Annotated in this window: 17 protein-coding genes and 1 tRNA gene; 7 read left to right on the top strand and 11 right to left on the bottom strand. The window is 45.0% G+C overall.

The genetic code is table 11. The features are described 5' to 3' along the window. Positions 1-71: 71 nt before the first annotated feature. Positions 72-1,574 carry a glycerol kinase GlpK gene (gene glpK / locus A3CY_RS0110715; RefSeq protein ID WP_018337917.1) on the top strand — a complete coding sequence of 501 codons (1,503 nt, stop codon included), beginning with the start codon at positions 72-74 and terminating at the stop codon, positions 1,572-1,574. 111 nt (positions 1,575-1,685) lie between these two features. Further along, on the top strand, positions 1,686-2,420 hold the full coding sequence (locus tag A3CY_RS0110710; protein ID WP_018337916.1) for an MIP/aquaporin family protein: 735 nt from the start codon (positions 1,686-1,688) through the stop codon (positions 2,418-2,420). On the opposite strand, the gene dusB is transcribed toward A3CY_RS0110710, so the two are convergent. Further along, the gene (gene dusB, locus A3CY_RS0110705) at positions 2,405-3,388 is read right to left on the bottom strand and encodes a tRNA dihydrouridine synthase DusB (protein WP_026207554.1); all 984 of its coding nucleotides are present in this window, start codon (positions 3,386-3,388) and stop codon (positions 2,405-2,407) included. The genes A3CY_RS0110710 and dusB overlap by 16 nt on opposite strands. A gap of 71 nt (positions 3,389-3,459) precedes the next feature. Here dusB and A3CY_RS0110700 point away from each other — a divergent pair, with 71 nt between their 5' ends. From A3CY_RS0110700 to A3CY_RS0110685, 4 genes are all read left to right on the top strand, one after another. After that, a complete protein-coding gene (locus tag A3CY_RS0110700; protein WP_026207553.1) occupies positions 3,460-3,984 on the top strand; it encodes a hypothetical protein in 525 nt (174 codons plus the stop codon). A 30-nt stretch (positions 3,985-4,014) separates the two neighbouring features. Further along, positions 4,015-4,839, top strand: coding sequence for an outer membrane beta-barrel protein (locus A3CY_RS20850; protein ID WP_018337913.1), 825 nt, complete (start codon positions 4,015-4,017; stop codon positions 4,837-4,839). A 188-nt stretch (positions 4,840-5,027) separates the two neighbouring features. Then, the gene (locus A3CY_RS0110690) at positions 5,028-6,662 is read left to right on the top strand and encodes a dipeptidyl-peptidase 3 family protein (RefSeq protein ID WP_018337912.1); all 1,635 of its coding nucleotides are present in this window, start codon (positions 5,028-5,030) and stop codon (positions 6,660-6,662) included. Positions 6,663-6,765: 103 nt separating this feature from the next. After that, the gene (locus tag A3CY_RS0110685) at positions 6,766-7,950 is read left to right on the top strand and encodes a dicarboxylate/amino acid:cation symporter (RefSeq protein ID WP_018337911.1); all 1,185 of its coding nucleotides are present in this window, start codon (positions 6,766-6,768) and stop codon (positions 7,948-7,950) included. Between the two features lie 94 nt (positions 7,951-8,044). On the opposite strand, the gene A3CY_RS0110680 is transcribed toward A3CY_RS0110685, so the two are convergent. From A3CY_RS0110680 to A3CY_RS0110650, 8 genes are all read right to left on the bottom strand, one after another. Continuing rightward, positions 8,045-8,115: transfer RNA gene (locus tag A3CY_RS0110680), tRNA-Gln, on the bottom strand. 69 nt (positions 8,116-8,184) lie between these two features. Next, entirely contained in the window at positions 8,185-9,834 is a 1,650-nt protein-coding gene (locus A3CY_RS0110675; protein ID WP_018337910.1) for a S41 family peptidase, read from the bottom strand. Positions 9,835-9,894: 60 nt separating this feature from the next. After that, positions 9,895-10,116 (bottom strand): membrane protein insertion efficiency factor YidD, encoded by a 222-nt coding sequence (yidD, locus tag A3CY_RS22510; protein ID WP_071595984.1) that lies wholly within the window; start codon positions 10,114-10,116, stop codon positions 9,895-9,897. Next, positions 10,076-10,501 (bottom strand): ribonuclease P protein component, encoded by a 426-nt coding sequence (gene rnpA / locus A3CY_RS0110670; RefSeq protein WP_040371660.1) that lies wholly within the window; start codon positions 10,499-10,501, stop codon positions 10,076-10,078. Before rnpA ends, yidD begins: the two co-directional genes overlap by 41 nt. A gap of 53 nt (positions 10,502-10,554) precedes the next feature. Next, a complete protein-coding gene (locus A3CY_RS0110665; protein WP_018337908.1) occupies positions 10,555-11,319 on the bottom strand; it encodes a uroporphyrinogen-III synthase in 765 nt (254 codons plus the stop codon). A gap of 36 nt (positions 11,320-11,355) precedes the next feature. After that, positions 11,356-12,135, bottom strand: a complete 780-nt coding sequence (locus tag A3CY_RS0110660; RefSeq protein ID WP_018337907.1) for a DUF4271 domain-containing protein — start codon at positions 12,133-12,135, stop codon at positions 11,356-11,358. 26 nt (positions 12,136-12,161) lie between these two features. Further along, positions 12,162-14,864, bottom strand: a complete 2,703-nt coding sequence (gene polA, locus A3CY_RS0110655) for a DNA polymerase I (RefSeq protein WP_316928927.1) — start codon at positions 14,862-14,864, stop codon at positions 12,162-12,164. A gap of 42 nt (positions 14,865-14,906) precedes the next feature. Continuing rightward, positions 14,907-16,028 (bottom strand): AAA family ATPase, encoded by a 1,122-nt coding sequence (locus A3CY_RS0110650; RefSeq protein WP_018337905.1) that lies wholly within the window; start codon positions 16,026-16,028, stop codon positions 14,907-14,909. A gap of 156 nt (positions 16,029-16,184) precedes the next feature. Between A3CY_RS0110650 and A3CY_RS0110645 the strand changes: the two genes are divergently transcribed. Then, positions 16,185-17,285 (top strand): bifunctional 3-deoxy-7-phosphoheptulonate synthase/chorismate mutase type II, encoded by a 1,101-nt coding sequence (locus A3CY_RS0110645; RefSeq protein WP_018337904.1) that lies wholly within the window; start codon positions 16,185-16,187, stop codon positions 17,283-17,285. Between the two features lie 280 nt (positions 17,286-17,565). On the opposite strand, the gene A3CY_RS22070 is transcribed toward A3CY_RS0110645, so the two are convergent. Both A3CY_RS22070 and A3CY_RS0110635 read right to left on the bottom strand, forming a co-directional pair. Continuing rightward, entirely contained in the window at positions 17,566-18,663 is a 1,098-nt protein-coding gene (locus A3CY_RS22070; protein ID WP_169503620.1) for a thioredoxin family protein, read from the bottom strand. Positions 18,664-18,668: 5 nt separating this feature from the next. Further along, the gene (locus A3CY_RS0110635) at positions 18,669-21,329 is read right to left on the bottom strand and encodes a zinc-dependent metalloprotease (protein WP_018337902.1); all 2,661 of its coding nucleotides are present in this window, start codon (positions 21,327-21,329) and stop codon (positions 18,669-18,671) included. Positions 21,330-21,350: the final 21 nt, after the last annotated feature.

Genomic DNA, 21,350 nt, shown 5'->3' with positions numbered 1-21,350 from the left:
TTGCAAATGTTCCTTTTATATATGTAACCGAATTAAAAAAAGTACGTAAAAGAATCTATAACTACATTACTATGAAGACAGCAAAATACATACTTGCACTAGACCAAGGGACAACCTCCTCCCGAGCCGTGCTTTTCAATCATGACGGGAACATCCTCGCCATGTCGCAAAAACCGATAGAACAACATTTTCCCCACCCCGGTTGGGTAGAACACGATCCGAGTGAAATCTGGTACACGCAATCCTCCGTGGCGGCAGAAGTTATCGCCAAAGCCGACCTCACGGGATTGGACGTGGCTTGTATCGGGATCACGAACCAACGTGAAACGACCATCATATGGGACAGGGAAACTTCCATGCCTGTCTATCGCGCCATCGTGTGGCAAGACCGCCGCACTGCCGACATTTGCCGTGAACTAAAGGAAAACGGGTATGCCGACATGATCCAGGAGAAAACAGGACTATTGATTGATGCCTACTTTTCCGCCACGAAAATCAAATGGATTCTCGATAATGTCGAGGGTGTACGTGAACGGGCAGAAAAAGGAAAACTGTGTTTCGGGACCGTGGACAGCTGGCTCGTGTGGAAATTCACGCACGGGCGGGTACACGTGACGGACGTCAGCAACGCTTCCCGCACGATGTTGTTCAATATTCACACCATGCAATGGGACAAGGAGTTATTGGAACTTTTCGGCATTCCGGAAGCCATACTCCCGAAAGTAAAAAGCAGTAGCGAGATCTACTCGGAAACATCGACGACCTTGTTCTCCACGAAAATTCCGATCTCCGGGATAGCCGGTGACCAACAAGCCGCTCTCTTCGGTCAACTCTGCCTGGAACCGGGGATGACCAAAACAACTTACGGGACAGGATGTTTCATGGTAATGAACACCGGCAAGGAAGTCGTGAAATCCGAAAACAACCTGTTGAGCACGATTGCGTGGAAAATCGGGGATTCCGTTACCTACGCACTGGAAGGCAGTGTCTTCGTCGGCGGAGCCGCTATCCAATGGCTACGGGACGGGATACAGCTCATCAACAACGCCTCGGAAAGCGAATCCCTCGCCACGTCCGTACCTGACAACGGGGGTGTTTATTTCGTGCCCGCTCTCACGGGAATGGGTGCGCCCTACTGGGATCAATACGCCAGAGGTGCCATCCTGGGGATTACCCGCGGGACAACAGCCGCACATATCACCCGGGCAACCCTCGAAGGAATCGCATTTCAAGTGTACGATATTCTGAAAGCCATGGAACACGATACTCAACGCCAATCCCTGGAATTACGGGTAGACGGAGGTGCTGTCGCCAACAATTTCCTGATGCAATTCCAAAGCGATATTTGCAGAACGAATGTCATCCGTCCCCAAATACTGGAAACCACGGCTCTCGGCGCAGCTTATCTTGCCGGGCTAGCAACCGGGTTCTGGCGTGACACGGAAGAATTGCGCAAACAATGGAATGCCAACAAAGAATTCTCCCCCGTGGCTACGGAGGAAGAAGTCGACAAACAACTCCATATGTGGCATAAGGCTGTCGAGAGAGCCCGCAATTGGGAAGAACTGGCATAACGCTATTCTCCCGGATAAACAAGAACAAATCACCGGATCGATAATCACAAAAGAACCGTCGATCCGAGTGACCGTAACCATAAATCTAGAATTTAAAACCTAAAATCCATTATGTCCCCATTTATAGCAGAGCTACTCGGAACAATGACAATGATTCTCTTGGGTGACGGCGTAGTAGCTAACGTCGTGCTAAAAAAAACCAAAGGATTCCAGGGAGGCTGGATCACCATCACCACGGCATGGGCACTTGCCGTATTCACGGGAGTCGTGATCGCCGGACCTTACAGCGGGGCTCACCTGAACCCTGCCATCACTATAGGCTTTGCCATCGCGGAAAAATTCCCGTGGGCAAGCGTACCTTCTTACGTGATCGCGCAAATGCTAGGTGCCGCCCTCGGCGCATTCCTCGTGTGGATCATCTACTACGATCATTTCAAAGCCACGGAAGAACCTGGGACAAAACTCGGGGTATTCTGCACGGCTCCTGAAATTCGCCATAACATCGTCAACTTCGGGGGTGAGCTTATCGCCACTTTCGTCTTGATGTTCTCCGTCTTCTACATCACCGGGGCGGAACTTATTGCCGATGTCGACACCACCACTCCTATCGGGCTCGGTTCGATAGGAGCTATCCCCGTGTCCTTCATCGTGTGGGTTATCGGGCTTTCCCTGGGTGGAGTCACCGGGTATGCCATCAATCCTGCCAGGGACTTCGCTCCCCGTGTCATGCATGCCATTCTCCCCATCCCGGGAAAAGGCAGCAGCCAATGGGATTACGCCTGGATTCCCATCCTGGGACCACTAGCCGGATCGCTCGTGGCAGCAATAATTTATATGGTTGTATAGTACCTCTCCTCTATTTTTTCGAACACTTCCCACAACTTTTCTATCGTCGGGGCTTGAAGCATTTGAATCCGTAAATCCCGGAAATGGGGCAATCCCTTGAACATACAAGCCATATGCCGGCGCATATGGAATAAACCCCGCACTTCATCCAGCCACTCTTGTGACAACAATATCTGCTCCTTGATGACTTTGATTTGCTCGTGTATCGATAATTCGGGCAAGTGCTCGCCCGTCTGTAAATAATGCTTGATCTGCCGGAATATCCACGGCTTCCCGATAGTAGCACGCCCAATCATCACCCCGTCCACACCGTAACGTTCGAAAGCCTCTTTTACCTTCTCGGGCGAGTCAATATCTCCGTTCCCGATGATTGGAATCTTGATTCTCGGGTTCTGCTTCACACGGGCAATCGGTTCCCAATCCGCTTCACCCGTGTACATCTGCGAACGGGTACGCCCGTGAATCGCAAGTGCACTTATACCCACATCCTGCAAACGTTCCGCCACATCGTCGATAATAATATTCTCGCAATCCCAACCCAAGCGGGTCTTTGCCGTGACAGGAATCTTTACCGCCTGCACGATCTGCTTCGCCATCTCCACCATCAACGGCACATCCCGAAGCATTCCGGCTCCTGCCCCTTTCGCCGCGACTCTTTTCACGGGACACCCGAAATTTATGTCGATAAAATCCGGCTGCACTTCCTCGACAATCTTCGCCGCCTCCACCATCGAATCAATAAAACGACCGTATATCTGTATCGTCACGGGACGTTCTGATTCTTCTATCGTCAATTTCTTGACAGTCTTATTTATCGAACGCACCAGTGCATCCGCTGACACGAACTCCGAATAGAGCCAATCCGCCCCGTATCGTTTACAAAATTTCCGGAAAGGGGGATTTGTAACCTCTTCCATCGGCGCTAAAATAAGCGGTCGATCACCTACGTCTTTTCCTCCGACTATCATCTTCAATCAAATAAGTTTTGCCACAAAAATAATAATTTCTATCTTTAACACATGAAATAAACAGGATGGATATGTCTATACTTAAATTTATTCTCATCGGGTTACTTGCATTCGCCCCACAAAAAGAAGAATGGGTAAAAATAAGAGGCGACTACCAGATCTCGTTCCTTTTCCCAAGCCGGGGAGAGCGGGTGAAAAAAGACGTGAACAATATTCGTTCGTGGATATTCCAAACGAAAAATGCCACGTGCGTCTTCGGGGTGGTATGCACCCAACTCACCAAGGAAAAAGGTACGCTCGACGCCTACACGCTCAACCAGTTATATATAGCCATGAAGAAAGAATCGGTTTCAATGCCGACTGCCAAACTGGTCAGTGAAAAGCGTTTACCGTCAAAGAATACTGAAATATGGGAAATCTGCTACACGATAAAAAAAGATCTTGAAGAAATGACCTATTTTAAAAGGTTTATTTTCAGAGATAATTGCATGTATCAAGTTTCCATCGGGGCTAAAACCGAAGATCTGAAAGAAATGGAACCTCAGAAAAATAAATTCTTCAATTCCATTGCCTTCCTCGATAGTTCTGAAAAATAAAGCACTCACAACCGACAAAAATAAATCACCATGAAAAGTATCATCATTTCCCTTGCACTACTGCTATCTTTTCCTGCCATGGCACGGGACAACCGGACGGGCAGCATCGATACCCTCGACCGTAAGGTCAAAGAAATACATTTCCGGAACGGACAGGAAAAGGCTCACGTCAAGAAGACCGAGGTATTGAGCGATCCCATCCACCAGGCTATCTACCAGCGTAGCCAGAACCCCCGTTTCAGAGGACACTGGAGCGGTTTTAACCTTGGCTTTGCTGACTTCGGGGATTACGACGTTATGCCGGGAGGCTCGCCATTCATGGATTTACAACGCAAGAATTCGTTCGTGATGCAATTCAATATGTTCCAGTACAGCATGCGCTTGAGCAAACTGAACAACTTCGGATTGGTTACCGGGGTAGGACTGGAATACCAACGCCTTCGTTTCCAACACAAGAATAGCATCCAACGGGGAGAAAACGGGACAATACATCCGTTGAGCATGGAACGTGTAAAGAAAAGTTCGCTGAAAAACCTTTACCTGACGGTTCCCCTCATCTGCGAGTATCAATTCCCCGCCAAACAACATCGCCGTGCATACGTAGGTGCCGGAATCATGGGCGGTTTAAGACTACACACGAAAACCAAAGTCGTGTATAAAAATGAAGATGGGGAAAGCCGCCGCTATAAAAAAGCCGGTAATTACAGCATGAACCCGATAAAAGCCGACGTTATCGTCCGGGTAGGTTATGACAAAATCGCTCTCTGGGGCAGTTATACCCTCACCCGAATGATGAAATCCGGTAAGGCACCCGATCTCCACGCTTATGTCATCGGGTGCGGGATAAACTTCTAAACACATACAGCAAGCTATACCCTTCGCCGGGACTCAACTCCAGCGAATTCCCAGTTCAAGGAACAAGCTTACGGGTGAAATGTGCAGAAAGAATAACCGTAAATCGTGACTTTACAGACTTTATTTTGAATAGTCCGCTCATTTTTATATTTTCGTCCCTCAAATACTCAAACACAAATTTTATAAAAATGAGAAAACTATTCCTATTCTTATCTTTAAGTATTCTACTGTTCTCTTGCAAAGAGGCAAAGAAAGAAACCAAACAGCCCAGCCCTTATCAGCCTCTCGCTGACCAATACGCCGAATTCCCCTTGACAACGGATGTCAGCAAACTGACTGAAAACGAGAAAAAAATGATTCCCCTCCTTATCGAGGTAGCACACATCATGGAAGATATTTTCTGGCAAAACGCTTACGGCGACAAGACCGCGTTGATGCAAAAATTCGCACAAGACTCGGCTGCCTTGAAATACCTCTCGATCAACTATGGACCGTGGGATCGATTGGACGCAAACAAACCCTTTATTGACGGGATTGGAGCGAAACCGCTCGGGGCGAACTTTTACCCGACAGACATGACACGGGAGGAATTCGATGCTTTGAAAGATCCCCGCAAAACGGACTGGTATAGCATCATCCGCCGGGATGACAAGGGCAACCTAGTTGTACTCTCGTTCCACGAGGCATACCCGCAAGAAGTCGCCAAAGCTTCCGAGTTATTGAAGCAAGCCGCGGAACTGGCTGAAGACCCAGGGTTGAAGAAATACCTGTCTTTAAGAGCGCAAGCCCTCCTGGACGACGATTATCTCGCCAGCGACCTGGCATGGATGGATATGCAAACGAACACGCTGGACTTCGTGGTAGGTCCCATCGAAACTTATGAAGACCAACTTTACGGGTACAAGGCTGCACACTCCGGGCAAATCCTAGTGAAAGACAAAGAATGGAGCAAACGCTTGTCCGAATATGCTAAATACCTGCCCAAATTACAGGAAAACCTGCCCGTACCTGCCGCTTACAAGAAAGAAAAAGCCAATGCCAACCCGGACATGAACGCTTACGACGTGATTTATTACGCCGGGGACTGCAATGCCGGAAGCAAGAATATCGCCATCAACCTGCCGAACGACCCGAGAGTACACGCTGCCAAGGGAAGCCGCAAACTGCAATTGAAAAACTCCATGCAGGCAAAATTTGACAAAATGGTAGTTCCGATTTCCAAACTGGTCATTACCCCAGAACAACAAAAGTATGTCAATTTCGACGCATTCTTCGAGAACGTGATGTTCCACGAGGTTGCTCACGGTCTTGGAATAAAATACACGCTTAAAAACAAACAAGACGTACGCTCCGCCCTGCAAAACTACTACACGTCTATCGAGGAAGGCAAGGCAGATATCCTCGGGTTATTCTGCGTGACGAAATTAGCGGAATGGGGGGTTCTTAAAGATAAAGACCTCATGGAAAACTACGTGACCTTTATAGCCGGCATCTTCCGTTCTGTACGTTTCGGTGCTGCCAGCGCTCACGGTAAAGCAAATATGCTGCAATTCAACCACTTCATGGAAAGCGGAGCCATCACGAAAGACGAAACGACCGGATACTACACGATTGACTTCGACAAAATGAAGAAAGACATCGAAGTTATCGCCGGGGAATACATCACAATCGAGGGCGACGGCGACATCCAGACGGCAACAAAACTCGTTGCTGAAAAGGGTGTTATTCCCGCCACCCTGCAAAAAGACCTCGACCGTATTGCCGGGGCTGGTATCCCGAAAGATATATTCTTCAAACAAGGAGTTGAAGTTCTCGGGCTTTAATATCGAAGTTTAAAATAACAGAATAAAGGATGTCGCAAGGCATCCTTTATTTTTTCACGTAACCAAATCCGCCCCCGAACGATATAAGCATAAAAAAAAAGACATGAGAAGACTATTTTCCAGCACAATATCCAAATTGATCCTTGCCGTGATCGTCGGTATCCTGCTCGGGCTCATCGCCAACGAGGGTTTTATGAATATCATCGTCATCATGAAATACATTCTCGGGCAACTGATCTTTTTCATGGTTCCCTTGATTATTCTCGGTTTCGTTTCCTATTCTATCGCCAAGATGAAGGATAACGCCTCGAAGATGCTCGGGCTGGCACTCGTGATCGCGTACCTTTCTTCCATCGGGGCGGCATTTTTCGCCATGGTGACGGGCTACACGCTTATTCCCCACCTGTCTATCGAACCGGTGAAAGAAACCCTGCAAAAGCTACCCGAACTGGTGTTCCGCCTGGATATTCCGCCCGTGGTCAGCGTGATGACCGCCCTCATGCTTGCCATCATGATCGGGCTAGCCACGGTATGGACAAAATCGGAAATCTTCGAGAACTTGCTCGACAATTTTCAAAAGATGGTACTACTCCTCATCAACCGCATACTGATCCCCATCCTGCCTTACTTTATCGCCGCCAATTTCTGCACGTTAAGTTACGAGGGGGCAATCACCAAACAACTCCCCATCTTTCTCGGGGTTATGGCTATCGTTATCTTGTCGCAATTTGTTTGGCTCTCATTCCTATATGCCCTTGCCGGGGCGATCTCGAAAAAGAACCCGTGGCAGGTATTGAAATACTATGGACCAGCTTATCTCACCGCGGTCGGCACCATGTCCTCCGCCGCAACGCTTGCCGTAGCTCTGAAATGTGCCAAGAAAAGCCCCGTGCTAAAAGACGACGTGATAGATTTCGCCGTCCCCCTGTTCTCGAACATTCACCTCTGCGGCTCTATCCTGACGGAAGTATTTTTCGTCATGACCGTGTCGCTCATGCTATACGGAACGCTACCCTCACTGACCGTGATGATTCTCTTTATCCTCTTGCTCGGTATTTTCGCAATCGGGGCTCCCGGGGTTCCCGGCGGTACAGTGATAGCCTCTCTCGGCATCGTGATCTCCGTGTTGGGATTTGACGAAGCAGGCACAGCATTATTGCTCACCATATTCGCTTTACAGGATAGTTTCGGTACGGCTTGCAATATCACGGGTGACGGAGCCTTGACACTCATCATGACCAAAGCATCCAGCCGTCGTCCTTTAAAAACAGAAGCGGTTAATAGTTAAACTAAAAAAGGGATGAATCGCACATAGCTCAACCTTATTATCAAGCGAAATAAAAAACCTCTTGACTTTTCCATCAAGAGGTTTCTTCATTTTGTTGCCCCACTAGGATTCGAACCCAGACAGACAGAACCAGAATCTGTAGTGCTACCATTACACAATAGGGCAATTGTTTTATTGCGGTGCAAAGATAGTAGTTTTTTGGAATTTCAAAAAACTACTATCTATTTTTTCCGTCTACTTCAATATTTTTTGATATTCCTCGTCGTTAGCCAATACTTCCAAGGCTTTGGCGATATGCTTATCATTACGGATATGATATTCTATCACGCCATCCTGCATATAGTAACGCTCCATAAACTGGTCCGCCAATATATCCGAAATCTCGTCTTTAAACGTGTCCAAATCTCGATCGATGGAGTGTCCCAAATCCTTCTTTAATTGCTCCACTTGTTTGGATATCTGGTCATAATACTTCTCATCCTTTGCTGTCTTTACCAGTTTATCCAACATTGCCTGAGTAGCCGTTTCATACTCGAACTCCCTCGTTTTCAAATATGCTTTGAACTCGTTGAACAGTTCATCTGTCAAGATGAATTCAGAAGGAGAAGGCAACGAGGAATGCTTTGCCGCGTATTCATTCACGAAATCAAAAACCATATCCTGCATCACCAATTCCTGGGAAACCCGTGCATATTTTTCCGGTTCGATCTTGATGTCCGGCGTGATTCCTCCTCCGTCATATACAGTACGCCCGGCTTGCGTCTTGAACGGTTTGATTAATGAATCGGGTATCACTCCCACACTCCCGTCCGGGTTGCGATGCGTGTAGTCTACGGCTTGGATACAACGTCCGCTGGGGATATAATATTTTGCCGTAGTAACCTTCAATTTCGTGTTGTACACCAAATCACGAGTCGTCTGAACCAATCCTTTCCCGAAAGAACGCTCTCCCAAAACAACGGCACGGTCATAATCCTGCAAAGCACCGGATAAAATTTCGGCAGCAGAAGCAGAAGCACGGTCGATCAACACGGTAAGCTTCATATCCGGCAACAACGGATTTTTAGTTGTCTTGTATTCCTTATCCCATTGCTTCATCTTCCCCTTGGTACTCACGATCAAAGAACCTCTCGGCAAAAAGAAACTGGCTATCTCAACCGCCTGATCGAGCAATCCGCCACCGTTTCCACGAAGATCAAGTATCAATGATTGTGCCCCTTTATTCTTCAACTCCATAATCGCTTTTCGCACGTCGTCGGCAGACTTGTCCGTGAAACTGGTAAAATAAATATATCCGGTCTGATCATTCAACATCCCATGATAAGGCACACTCGGCATTTGCACGATTTCACGCAATACCCGTTTCTCCATGGGCTTGTCTTCCCCGATACGTTGTACTTTCAACACGACCTCTTTACCCGGTTGCCCCTTCAAACGGGAACTCACGTATTCAACGGTCTTGCCTTTCATATTCTCCCCGTCAATCTCTAAAATCAAATCACCGGGCAACAACCCAGCTTTATTGGAAGGAGAGTTCCGATACGGCTCACGAATCACCACGTAATCCCCTTTTACCCCGATGATCGAACCGATTCCGGCATATTCTCCCGTGGTCATCATCTTGAATTCATCCATCCGGGATTCGGGATAAAACTCCGTGTAAGGATCCAATTTTTTCAACATGGCATCGATTCCGTCTTTCACCATCTTCTCCGGCTGGACATCATCCACGTAAAAAAGATTTACATCCCTAAAAAGCGTAGCAAAAATATCCAACCCTTTGCTTATCTGGAATCTCTTGTCATCTTCCTTCAAACTTAACGCCCCGAAAGCTAATAATAACACTCCCGAGATGAAAATAATAATGCGTGTATTTTTTCTCATAACCTTATTTTAATATCAAAATCTAGCGAAAATAGTACATATCCGCCAAAATAGCAAATTTCAAGGCACCGGATCGTATCCCGAACCTCCCCACGGGTGGCAGGAACATATCCGTTTAATCGCCAAGTACAATCCTTTTATAGGTCCATGCTTTCGTAACGCCTCCACGGCATATTGCGAACACGTCGGGGTGTAACGGCAACTCGGGGGCGTCCAGGGGGAGATGCAAAGCTGATAAAATTTAATGGGAATCAGCAATATCCCCACCAGTATCTTTTTCAATATAGACCATAAGTTTTTTAATAGCACCGGTAATCGCTTTTTCTATTTTCTGAAATTCAAAGATATTATCTTGCAAGTATATAAACAAGATATCCATTGTTTTATCTTCCGGAATAGCGGTATACAAAGTATGTTTGTTCAACCGGTACCCCTCCCGAACCAACCGTTTCACCCGGTTGCGTTTCACCGCCCGCTTGAAACGCTTCTTGGAAACACTTATCGCGACACGAGCCGGGGCATCTTTTTCTCCTCTTGGATAAAAACGAAATACCACTCGCAGGGGGTAGCTCACGAAACTTTGCCCCGAGGCTATCAATTCCTCGAAACTGCCTTTACGACACAAGCGTTCCTCTTTACTAAACGTGTATTCAATCGTTTCTTCCATATCTGAATACAAACATACAAAGAAAATGGACATCGTCTGATGTCCATCCCTTTCTATTTTGCTTTATTCTCTTTATTAAAAGCTTTAATGAACTGCTCTAACGCCATGGTCATCGAAGGAGCTTTCTCCGTCGGAGCTTTTATATCAAGCCTTAACCCGGCTTCGACGGCAGCTTCGGCAGTTGCTTCCCCAAAAGCTGCGATAATTGTTGTATCTTGCTTGAAGTCCGGATAATTCTGGAACAATGACTTGATTCCGGCAGGCGTGTAAAATGCGATAATATCAAATTCCTTCAAATCCGGAATTTCTTTTGCCACTTCATTTGCCACCGTTCTATAAAATACTACTTTCGTGTATTTTAAGCGTAATTCGTCCATCAATGCCGGAATATTTTCCTTGTGAACATCAGAAACGGGAACCAAGAAATTTTCGGTTTTGTGCTTCAACAAGATTTTTGTCATATCCTCTACTTTCTTGTCTCCATAGAAAATTTTCCGTTTACGATAGACGATATATTTTTGCAAATAGAATGCTATTGCCTCTGATATACAGAAATATTTCATTGTATCGGGAACTGTTACCCGCATTTCTGTACAAATACGGAAGAAGTGATCAATAGCTGTACGACTCGTGAAAACGATCCCGGTAAAATCCAATATATTGATTCTTTCTTGACGGAATTCTTTTGCCGTAACACCTTCCACCTTAATAAATGACTTGAACTCTAATTTCAAACCAAGTTCTTCAGCCAGATCAAAATACGGGGACTTCTCTGTCGTCGGCTTGGGCTGCGAAACTAATATCTTCTTAATTTTCAAGACTTTCTGTTTTTAAATTTAACCACATTATCTCAATCACACTAATAGCTTGTATAACACAAGTATCGGTACGATTTCGAGCCCACAAAGGTACAAAATCATATACAAAATTGAAACTTTGTAACCATATAATATTTTAATCAATCTTATAAATCTAAAAATCAAAAGAATAACAAACAAGGTCAAAATCACGTGAAACAACATTCCTACCGCAGAAGGCGTTACGAAGAACAATGCCAATACCAAGGGAGAAATCGACAGCCCCAACACGATACCACTCACCCGCAAATTTAATATAACATCCGAAGCACAATGCCGATTGTTAAATGTCCAGCCAAATATTCGTACCACTCCCATGTACACGATATGATAGCCGAATATAATCAGAAAATAAAATAACGCGTTTGAAAAAACGAAAGACTGACTCGTGAAAAACGCAATCCCCATCGCCAAAGACGAAAAAGAGAGGCAAATCGATAAAAATATAAAAGCATAATTTTGCCGTGTCCCCTCCGACAGTACTGCCGCATCTTTTTTCCGGCTAAAGAAATAAAAATAAACTGACAACAAAAATCCCCGCCCCTGCAAACGCAGCCAAGCCACGAGCACGAGAAAAACCACCATGTAGATTAGAATCCCCGAAGTAAAATGAATATCCCATCCCTTCAAGGGAGTCCCCTCAACCAAACCAACATAATCCGAGATGGTATCCAAAGGCGGTAACGGCATCCGGGAAACCTCTTCAACCAAAGAAGCCGGGAACCAAATCGAATCCCGCACCTGCGCCACACTGTCCACAACTTGTTCCTCTAACATATTTACTCTCGTCTATAAATCACCTTTTAATGCGCCTCATACCAGTTTTTACCGTACCCGGTACCGACCGTCAAGGGTACCGCCAAACTCACCACGTGTTCCATGCAATCCTCGACCAACTGCTTCAGTTCCTCGATCTCGTCGTGGTGACATTTAAAATTCAACTCGTCATGTACCTGCAATATCATCTTGGAACGCAGTCCCCGTTCTTTAATTTTTTGATGGATACAAATCATCGCCTTCTTGATTATATCCGCAGCAGAGCCTTGTATCGGGGCATTTACGGCATTTCTTTCCGCCACACCTCGAACCACGGCATTTCTTGAATTGATATCCCTCAAATAACGGCGACGTCCCATGATAGTTTCCACGTATCCTTGTTTCCGAGCTTTTTCCACGGACTCCTCCATATAGCGTTTCACTCCCGGGTATAAATTAAAATATCCGTCGATCAGTTCCTTACCCTCTTTACGGGAAATTTTCAATCGTTCAGCCAATCCCCAGGCTGAAATCCCATAGATAATCCCGAAATTAGCGGTTTTCGCCCTTCTCCTCATCTCGGGAGTGACTTCATCCAAGGGCACATGGTATATTTTTGAAGCAGTTTCCGCGTGTATGTCCTCACCGTTCAGGAATGCATCAATCAAACCGGGTGCACCGCTTAAATGAGCCATTAACCTCAATTCCACCTGGGAATAATCGGCAGAGAAAAAGCCATAGTCCGGATCACCCGTGATAAAAGCCTTCCGGATATTCCGCCCTTCTTCCGTCCGGATCGGGATATTCTGCAAATTCGGATTCAAACTGCTCAACCTCCCCGTGGCAGCTTCCGCCTGGTTGAAATGCGTGTGAATCTTTCCGGTTCCAGAATCGATATAAGTCGGTAAAGCCTCGGCATAAGTGGTCAACAATTTTTTCAACCCGCGATAATTCAAGATATGCCCCACGATAGGATGCGCTTCTTCCAGTTTCGAGAGTACTTGCTCGGAAGTGCTATACTGTCCGGTTTTTGTCTTTTTATTTCCCGGGTCAATATTCATTTGGTCAAACAAAATCTCCCCAAGCTGTTTCGGGGAACTGATATTAAATTCTTTCCCCGCTATCTCGTAAATAATCTTTTCCTCCTCGGCTATTTTTCCTTTCAACTCTTCCGACAATGCTTTCAACGCTTCTTTGTCGATGGATACCCCCTCGTACTCCATATCTGCCAAAACCGCGACAAGAGGCATCTCTAACTCTTCAAACAATTTATAGAGCCCGACATCCTTTAAAGCACTCTCCAACTTCCCTTTCAGGCGGAAAAGAATATCCGTCCGCTCGGCATAATCCTTCTCTTTTTTACCCTCCTCTTCCGAGAATAAAGACAGTTGCGGATTTTCAGTATTATCCCCTTTTATCAAACGATAGTTCAACAACTCCAACGCTACCCGCTCTAATTCGTGCGAACTGTCCGGTTGCAACACGTAGTGTGCGATCTTAATATCAAAAATCCGGTTTTTTATCTCGATTCCCGCTCTTCTCAACCAAATCATATCATCTTTCACATCATTGGAAATCAGAACTTTTTTCTCATCCTCAAAAACGGGGGCAAACAACCGTATCATCTGTTCTGCCTCCCCTTTTGCCGCAGGAAGCCGAAAATAACAAGCGCTATTGGAAGCTACCGAGAAACACAGGTAATCCGGGTAAGAATTATAAATCGTCCCATCCCCGAAAATAGCGTTCAACACGAACTCCGGGGCTTTTTTCAAAACCTCCAACAACTCTTGTCGCTCCTCCCCGGTCGTCAATTCCTGATAATTCACCTCTTCGGGATGTATTGTATCCGCCACCTGTTCGTCATGTTCTATCGCGAATACCCGCTTTGCCAAAGAGAATAATTCCAATTCATCGAAAAGCGGTTTCAATACATCATCCTTTATCTCTCCCAAAGATAAATCAACCACATTCACGTCCGTGGGTACTTCCGTGTTGATCGTGACCAACTCTTTTGACAAAAACACGGTATTCTGACAACACAGCAAACGCTCTTTCTGCTTTCCCTTCAGATCCTCTATATGTTGATATATGCCTTCAATACTCCCGTATTTATAAATCAAAGCTGCCGCACTTTTCGGTCCAATCCCGGCACATCCCGGCACGTTATCCGCCGTGTCGCCCATCAACCCAAGTATATCGATTACCTGTTCCACCCGCTCTATTCCGAAATGATCGAGCACTTCCGGGATTCCCCACACCTCCGACTTGTTGCCGGCACGTCCCGGTTTGTACATAAACACCTTATCGCTCACCAGTTGGGCGTAATCCTTGTCCGGGGTAATCATATATACTTGAAAACCTTCTTTCTCTCCCCGCTTTGCCAAAGTCCCCACCACGTCATCCGCCTCGAAACCATCTACCGTAATGGCAGTAATTCCTAACCCCTCGATAATCTTTTTGATATAAGGAATAGATTTCTTCAAATCCTCCGGCATAGGAGGACGTTGCGCCTTGTACTGCGGGAACATCACGTGCCGGAACGTCGGACCTTCCGGGTCAAAAACGACAGCCAGATGCGACGGTTTCTCCAACTCTATAATCTCCAGTAAAAAATTAAAAAAGCCAAAAGTCGCCGACGTATTTATTCCCGTGGTCGTGATCCGGGGATTGTTGATAAACGCGTAATACGAACGGTAAATCAAAGCGTAAGCATCCAGCAAATACAGTTTTTTCTCCTCGTTAGTCATCATCTTTCCTTTTCAAATTATTCCTACAAAGTTAGACTTTTTCTTTTACACCGACAGCCACTTTGAAAAAAAGACATCATATACTTTATAACACCCTTTTTCTTCGTAAATCATTTCTTTATCCAGCAAAGCCTTTATTGATCGTTGAACCGAACTGGCTTGCCCCAGTTTATATTTCGCGAGGAAATCCTTCGACATATATTTCTCGAAACCATTTTCTTTCGCCAAAGCTCTCAGCAGGTTAAATTGATTATCCGTCAACAGATTTCTATAATTATAATATACATACTCACGTTCCAGCATAATATTCTCCTTCACGTGCTCAACCAAATCCCGGGTAATATTGTTCACACCTGTTTCAAAAATACGATTAAACATGAATTGAGTATAAAACGTGTACGTATCGTAATTCCGCAATACTTCCAAAACGAGTTCCTTATCTATTGTCCGCCGGAACCGAACAAATTGTTTTAAAATAAAATCGGCATAAACTTCTTGATCCAGCCGATCAAGAAACATAAAATCGCTACTTTGATAAAAAGGGCGTCCATAATCACTAAACATGGACATCAATAAATGTTTATTACTCCCTGAAAATATAAAATTCACGTTCGTCAATTGCTGCACACTACTCCGCAATAATGCCTCGACATTCTTTTCCGCGTAATTAACAATTTGCTGGAATTCATCTATCGCGACAACATATTTTACTTTTTGAGATTCTAAATAATCAAACAAGGCGGCTAATCCCTTTTCTGCCTCCTGGGGCATCCGATAATCAACCTCGATTTCCGGCATTCCTGTAATATCATTAAATACAACTTTAGCCCTTATTCCAGAAAGAAAGGTAATCAACTTGTTCAAAAAATTTGCAGAACGTTCCTTTTCTTCCCGAATCACAGCATTCCCCAGTTCCCGAACCAGTTCCGCCATATTGTTTGTTGCCATAATATCAACATAAAGCAATCTAAAAGGGCGTTCTTTTTTCAAATAGTAAAAAACATTCTTAATCAATCCGGTTTTTCCCATCCTACGTAACGACAATAACGTAATATTCCGATTGTTATCCATAGCCGAGATTATTCTCTCTGTTTCTTTTTCCCGGTCACAAAAATATTCCGGGGACAAGTAACCCGTCACTAAAAATGGATTCTTTACATTCTCCATAGTTTTTGGTTTTATATTTGCATTACGCATTTTGCGTTATGCAAAATGCGTAATGCAAATATAAAACAAGTTTTACAATCAAACAAATCCCGTTTTTCTCCTTCCTTTTAAAAGAAAAGAATACCTTTGGACTCGTAAACAGAGAAAAAGATCAAAATGGCTTGTCAACTGGATATTCAACCTTGTTCGGAGTGGAACCTCTTCTCGCGATTACAGCGCCCACTAGTCATCGCGGGACCTTGTAGTGCTGAAAGTGAAGAACAACTTTCCAATACAGCTACTCTTCTCAAAAATAACGGTATAGAAGTTCTGCGAGCCGGAATCTGGAAACCCCGTACCCGTCCCAATTGCTTCGAGGGAGTCGGCGAAAAAGGGTTACCTTGGTTACAGTACATTCAAAAGACATTAGGACTAAAAGTCGCCACGGAAGTCGCCAATGCCCATCACGTGGAAGCTGCCTTGAAACAAGGAATCGATATGCTCTGGATCGGAGCCCGTTCCACTGCCAACCCTTTTGTTGTTCAAGAAATAGCCGAAGCTCTCAAGGGAGTCGATATCCCTGTTTTAGTAAAGAATCCCGTTAACCCCGACATCGAACTTTGGGTGGGAGCTTTCGAGCGCCTTTATATATGCGGGATAAAAAAACTAGGAGCTATACACCGGGGATTTTCTTCTTATAACAGCAACCGCTATCGCAATACACCACAATGGCAAATCCCCATCGAATTAAAGCGACGCATCAAACAACTTCCCCTGTTTTGTGACCCTAGTCACATTAGCGGGCACCGGGAATACATACAGGAAATATCCCAAAAAGCCATGGATCTAGGTTTCGACGGGTTAATCATCGAATCCCATATCCAACCGGATTGTGCGCTAAGCGATGCCGCTCAGCAAATTACGCCACAGCAATTAAATAACATTTTAAAGCAACTTATCATTCGGGATGCTCACCCGAACAACTCCTCCAATCATTTAATTATCGAGGAACTCCGGGAGAAAATCGATACCCTCGACAACTCCATCCTGGAAGCCCTGACCCATCGCATGAAGATCATCGAAGAGATCGGTCATTATAAAAAACAAAACAACATTACCATCCTCCAACCCGACCGCTGGGAAAACATTCTTTCCCGGGTCATAGACGAAGCCCGCAAAAATAATCTCCCCGTGGAACTCGTGGAACGGGTATTCAAAGCCATTCACCAGGCTTCAATAGATCGCCAAACAGACATCATGAACCGTCACGAGAAGTAATAAACACGAGATATGTAACGAAAACAAAGGATACACGAAAAGGAAGTGTCAAAACACACCCACGAGTCCATAAGGTCGAAAAGTCCATAAAGTCGGAAGGTCGGAATGTTATAAATGTTGCAGTTGATCGTCTGATAACCAGAAACTTATGCAATAGTTGACTTTAAGGACTTTCAGAACCGAAGGTTCGACTTTATGGACATTATGGACTAGGAGGTGTGTTTTGACACACCTCCCATTCTAATTCATATAACAAATTGATCAGAAAAGCCTTTTCAGATTACCTAAATTTTTCAAAATAGGCTTGAACTCTTTTTCGCGTGTTTGCAGAAGAAGAGAAATATCCACTCACTCTCTCTTCTAAGGCAAAAAGTTTTTGGACATCAACTTTCTCTCCGTTTGCGTTGACAAAATCCAAGGCTGATAACAACACCCACACGTCAAAATTCCACTTCGGGTTTTCTTGTTTATTCAACCCGAAGTCCAGACAAGCATAAATACTCTCGGAATCCTTGGCAAGACAAGCTTGAAGCAGTTTCATTTTATTTTGCAATCTTTTCTCCGGCTCCCATTTCATCGAAGCCCATTCTTTTGTGATCCGCCCCAAAAACTCTTTCATGGTTTTCTCGTCATTTTTTCCTTCTCTTTGTATCACTTTATCTAAAATCCCATGATACCTGCTTTCCAAATATTTATTAACCGTTTCTTTACCAACGCTTTCTTTTAATTTGGAATAATTTGCCACAACAAAATTGCACTCTTCCGAGCCATAAGGGCGTTCTTTCAGCATAAACCAATATTCAGGTTGCAATCTCTCCTTCGTATCCAATTTTCCCTTCAATTCTCCCAATATCGTATTGCTTTTCTCATTTTCACAGGCATAAACAAGAGTCCAATAATAATCTAACAATTGCTTTTTGTTCATAGACCCTTTTTCATACAATTTATCCAGATAATCCAAAGAAGTTTCCTCGTTCAAACCTCTTTCCACCCAACCCAAAAACGAATTCAAAGGTCCAGCCCCACCGATTTTATGCTGAATTGTACCGTCCGGACGAAATATAAAAAATGTCGGGAAGCTTTTTATATTAAATTGCTTTGCCAACTCAATCCCTTCCCCTTTTTCCATATCGTATTTCACATTCACGAAACGGGAATTGAAAAAATCACCGGCTTCTTTCTTGACAAAAACCGTATTCAGCATCTTTTTACACGGGCCACACCACGAGGTATAGCAATCCATGAAAACAAGTTTATTCTCCGCTTTAGCTTTAGCCAACGCCTCTTTAAACGTCAGTTCTTCAAATTTAACTCCTTCTTGGGCGTTTGCCGTGATGCACAATAGCATCACGACAAATAACAATACCGTATTCTTCATATTCATCAAATTTTTATTCCTTCCGTCATTTGCATCAACATAAACAACATCGCTTGATAATGCTGCTTTGAAACCTCATCCGGGGCATTCATCGCCCTTTCAAGCAATAATGTCCGCAATTTCATGCCGATAGCGCAATAATTAGCCAACGTGCCATCTATCAGTTCGGTATTCACAGGACGCTGCCAACCGTAACCGTATCCTAACCCGAAACTATTCAAGATTTCACGCTCTTCTTCATTTCGAGTGTATTCCCCGTCAGATCCGATCAGTTCCATTTCATGCAAACCGTACAGTTCCATTTCATCCGGAGAAGGAACACCCGCCTCGCTTGTGATTCCTCCTAAAAGTCCGGCCAAACCGGAGGGCGGTTTCAACAATTGTTTCATGAAAGCCAACATGCCTTTTTGCATGATGATGTCGGCTTGGGTTACCTTGCGGTTCGTGATGGCACTCTCCCATACGCCATGATATAAATCATCGAAATAGGCTTCCAGCGTGTACGGATTTTCTGAAATATGCGATGATAACACCACGTTTTGACTTGCCTTAAGCAAGAGCATGACTACTAAATTTTGAAGTCGTGCGGAAGATGCGATATTCAAACCGAATTTTCCCGTCACCTCTTTATTATCCAACCAATCACAATCATTCAATTGTTTCAATACCCATTTCAAGGAGGCCTGCTGCTTTTCGCGGCAGACCGGCTCTACCCCCTTCTCGGGAGAACCGTCTTTCACGTCTGTCAAATAAACTCCTCCGACGTTGTAAATCACGTTCGTCACGTAACGGGCATACTGGTTTACAATACTTTGATACAACGCTTTCCGGTGCATGGCATCCGGATCATCCTCGATCCATTCATTCAGATGACCCAGAATATATTTCAAATTCCGAATCCCGTATTCACCCGCTTTTATCGGATCATCACCCAAATCTTCCTCTATCGCGGTAGGATCAATTCTCGAATATATTTGTTGCTTGCGGAAACGATAAATCGGATCCCCGACTTTCTCGTCCACCCAATTTTCCAATATTTCAAATTCCTCTTCCGAGTTTTTTGCCTTGGGGAAATACGTGTACAGCCATTTGATGGCAAATTCATCATACAAGCCCAAATCCGGCGGAGTCAATTTCACCCCTTTGTCCCCGGGTTGTGCCACATAATTAAACCGTGCGTAATCCATGATAGAAGGCGTAGTTCCATATTTCCGGGTAAAGCTTGCCGAACGCAAGGAATCCACCGGGTAAGCACTGGAAGCCCCCATGTTATGCATCAATCCCAACGTGTGGCCGATTTCATGAGCCACCACGTAAGTGATCGACTCATCCATCACATCCTTCGGCATCTTTTTAGCGCGCACGCGAGGATCCACTTGTGCCGTTTGAACAAAACGCCAATGATTAATCAACTTTACAATATCATTGTAAACAATCACCGAAGCGGTCATAATTTCCCCCGTTGTCGGGTCAACCCAAGAGGGACCCATGGCATTCTGTGTATTCGAGGGAATATACCGGATGCAAGAATATTTCAAATTATCGGGATCAAAATCCGGATCGTTTTTCGGGAATTCGCGTGCTTGCATGACATTTTTAAAGCCGATCTTCTCGAAAGCCTGGTTCCAGCGCAAAACAGCTTTCTTGATCGGTTCTTTCCACGACTCGGGGAAAGCATCGTCAACATACCACACGATCGGTTTCACGGGTTCTACCGACTTGCCTTTTTTGTAAAGTTCCGGATCCTTAGGCTCTAACCTCCAACGATTCACGAGAGAATAATTGCGCAATTGGTCCTCGGCTTCCGTGATACACTGTTTCCCGGTCTGGAATATACCCAACCTGAAATCCGGGTATCTCGGACGCATTTTCTTTTCCGGCAACAACAGCAACGAACGAGTGGCTTTTACCGACAACGGGGCATTATTTACCAAAGTAGAACGTCCTCTCTTGACGGTCACATTGTAAGCATACCACGTGGAAACCATCACGTTATCCTCAAACGCTTTTATCTCATCCAATTTCGTACCCTCCTTCAAAGGCGATGCATTAATCGTAAGTTGTCCCCCGCCTTGATTCACCGGAGAGAAATCACTCCCCGTAAACAACGAGGTCACGTTAATCACCACGGCAGAACGGTCTTTATTGAACGCTTCCACTTTATAAACCTTCAGCAACGGGTCGATAAAATTCCTTTGCTTCAACAACTCCCCGCGCTCCTTGTCCACCTGTAAATCCAGTGCCGCGTTGACACTACGCATGTACACGGTAGTATCTTTTTCAAAAGTAAATTTAATATGCCAGGGAGTATTCGTTTTGAAACCGTTCGTGCAAAACATCGGGTTGCTGGATTCCGATGCCGTAGACCCGAGCAACATCTCGCGCCCCATGTATTTCAACGGAATCTCCATGTACAGTTTATCGCCCACCTTATGCAAGGTCATGAAACCTCCCTTCGTGGCAACATGTTCCTTCGTGTTGAACAATTTATCATACTTGCTTACCGGTTTTGCCTTCGGCTTGTCGGAGCTCTTTTTGGCAGAAACCGTCTCCTGCTTGCCCTTTTTCTTCTCCTGTTCATTTTTGGATTGCCCGGCACCCGACGCCACTCCATAAAAAGAGAGCAAAATCAAAGGTACCAGTAGAAATACAATACTTTTTTTCATACATACAACATTTAAACATTA

Source organism: Butyricimonas synergistica DSM 23225 (assembly GCF_000379665.1).
GTDB lineage: Bacteria > Bacteroidota > Bacteroidia > Bacteroidales > Marinifilaceae > Butyricimonas > Butyricimonas synergistica.
Note: the sequence above shows the minus strand (reverse complement) of the source record. Positions and strands in the feature narration are given on the sequence as shown.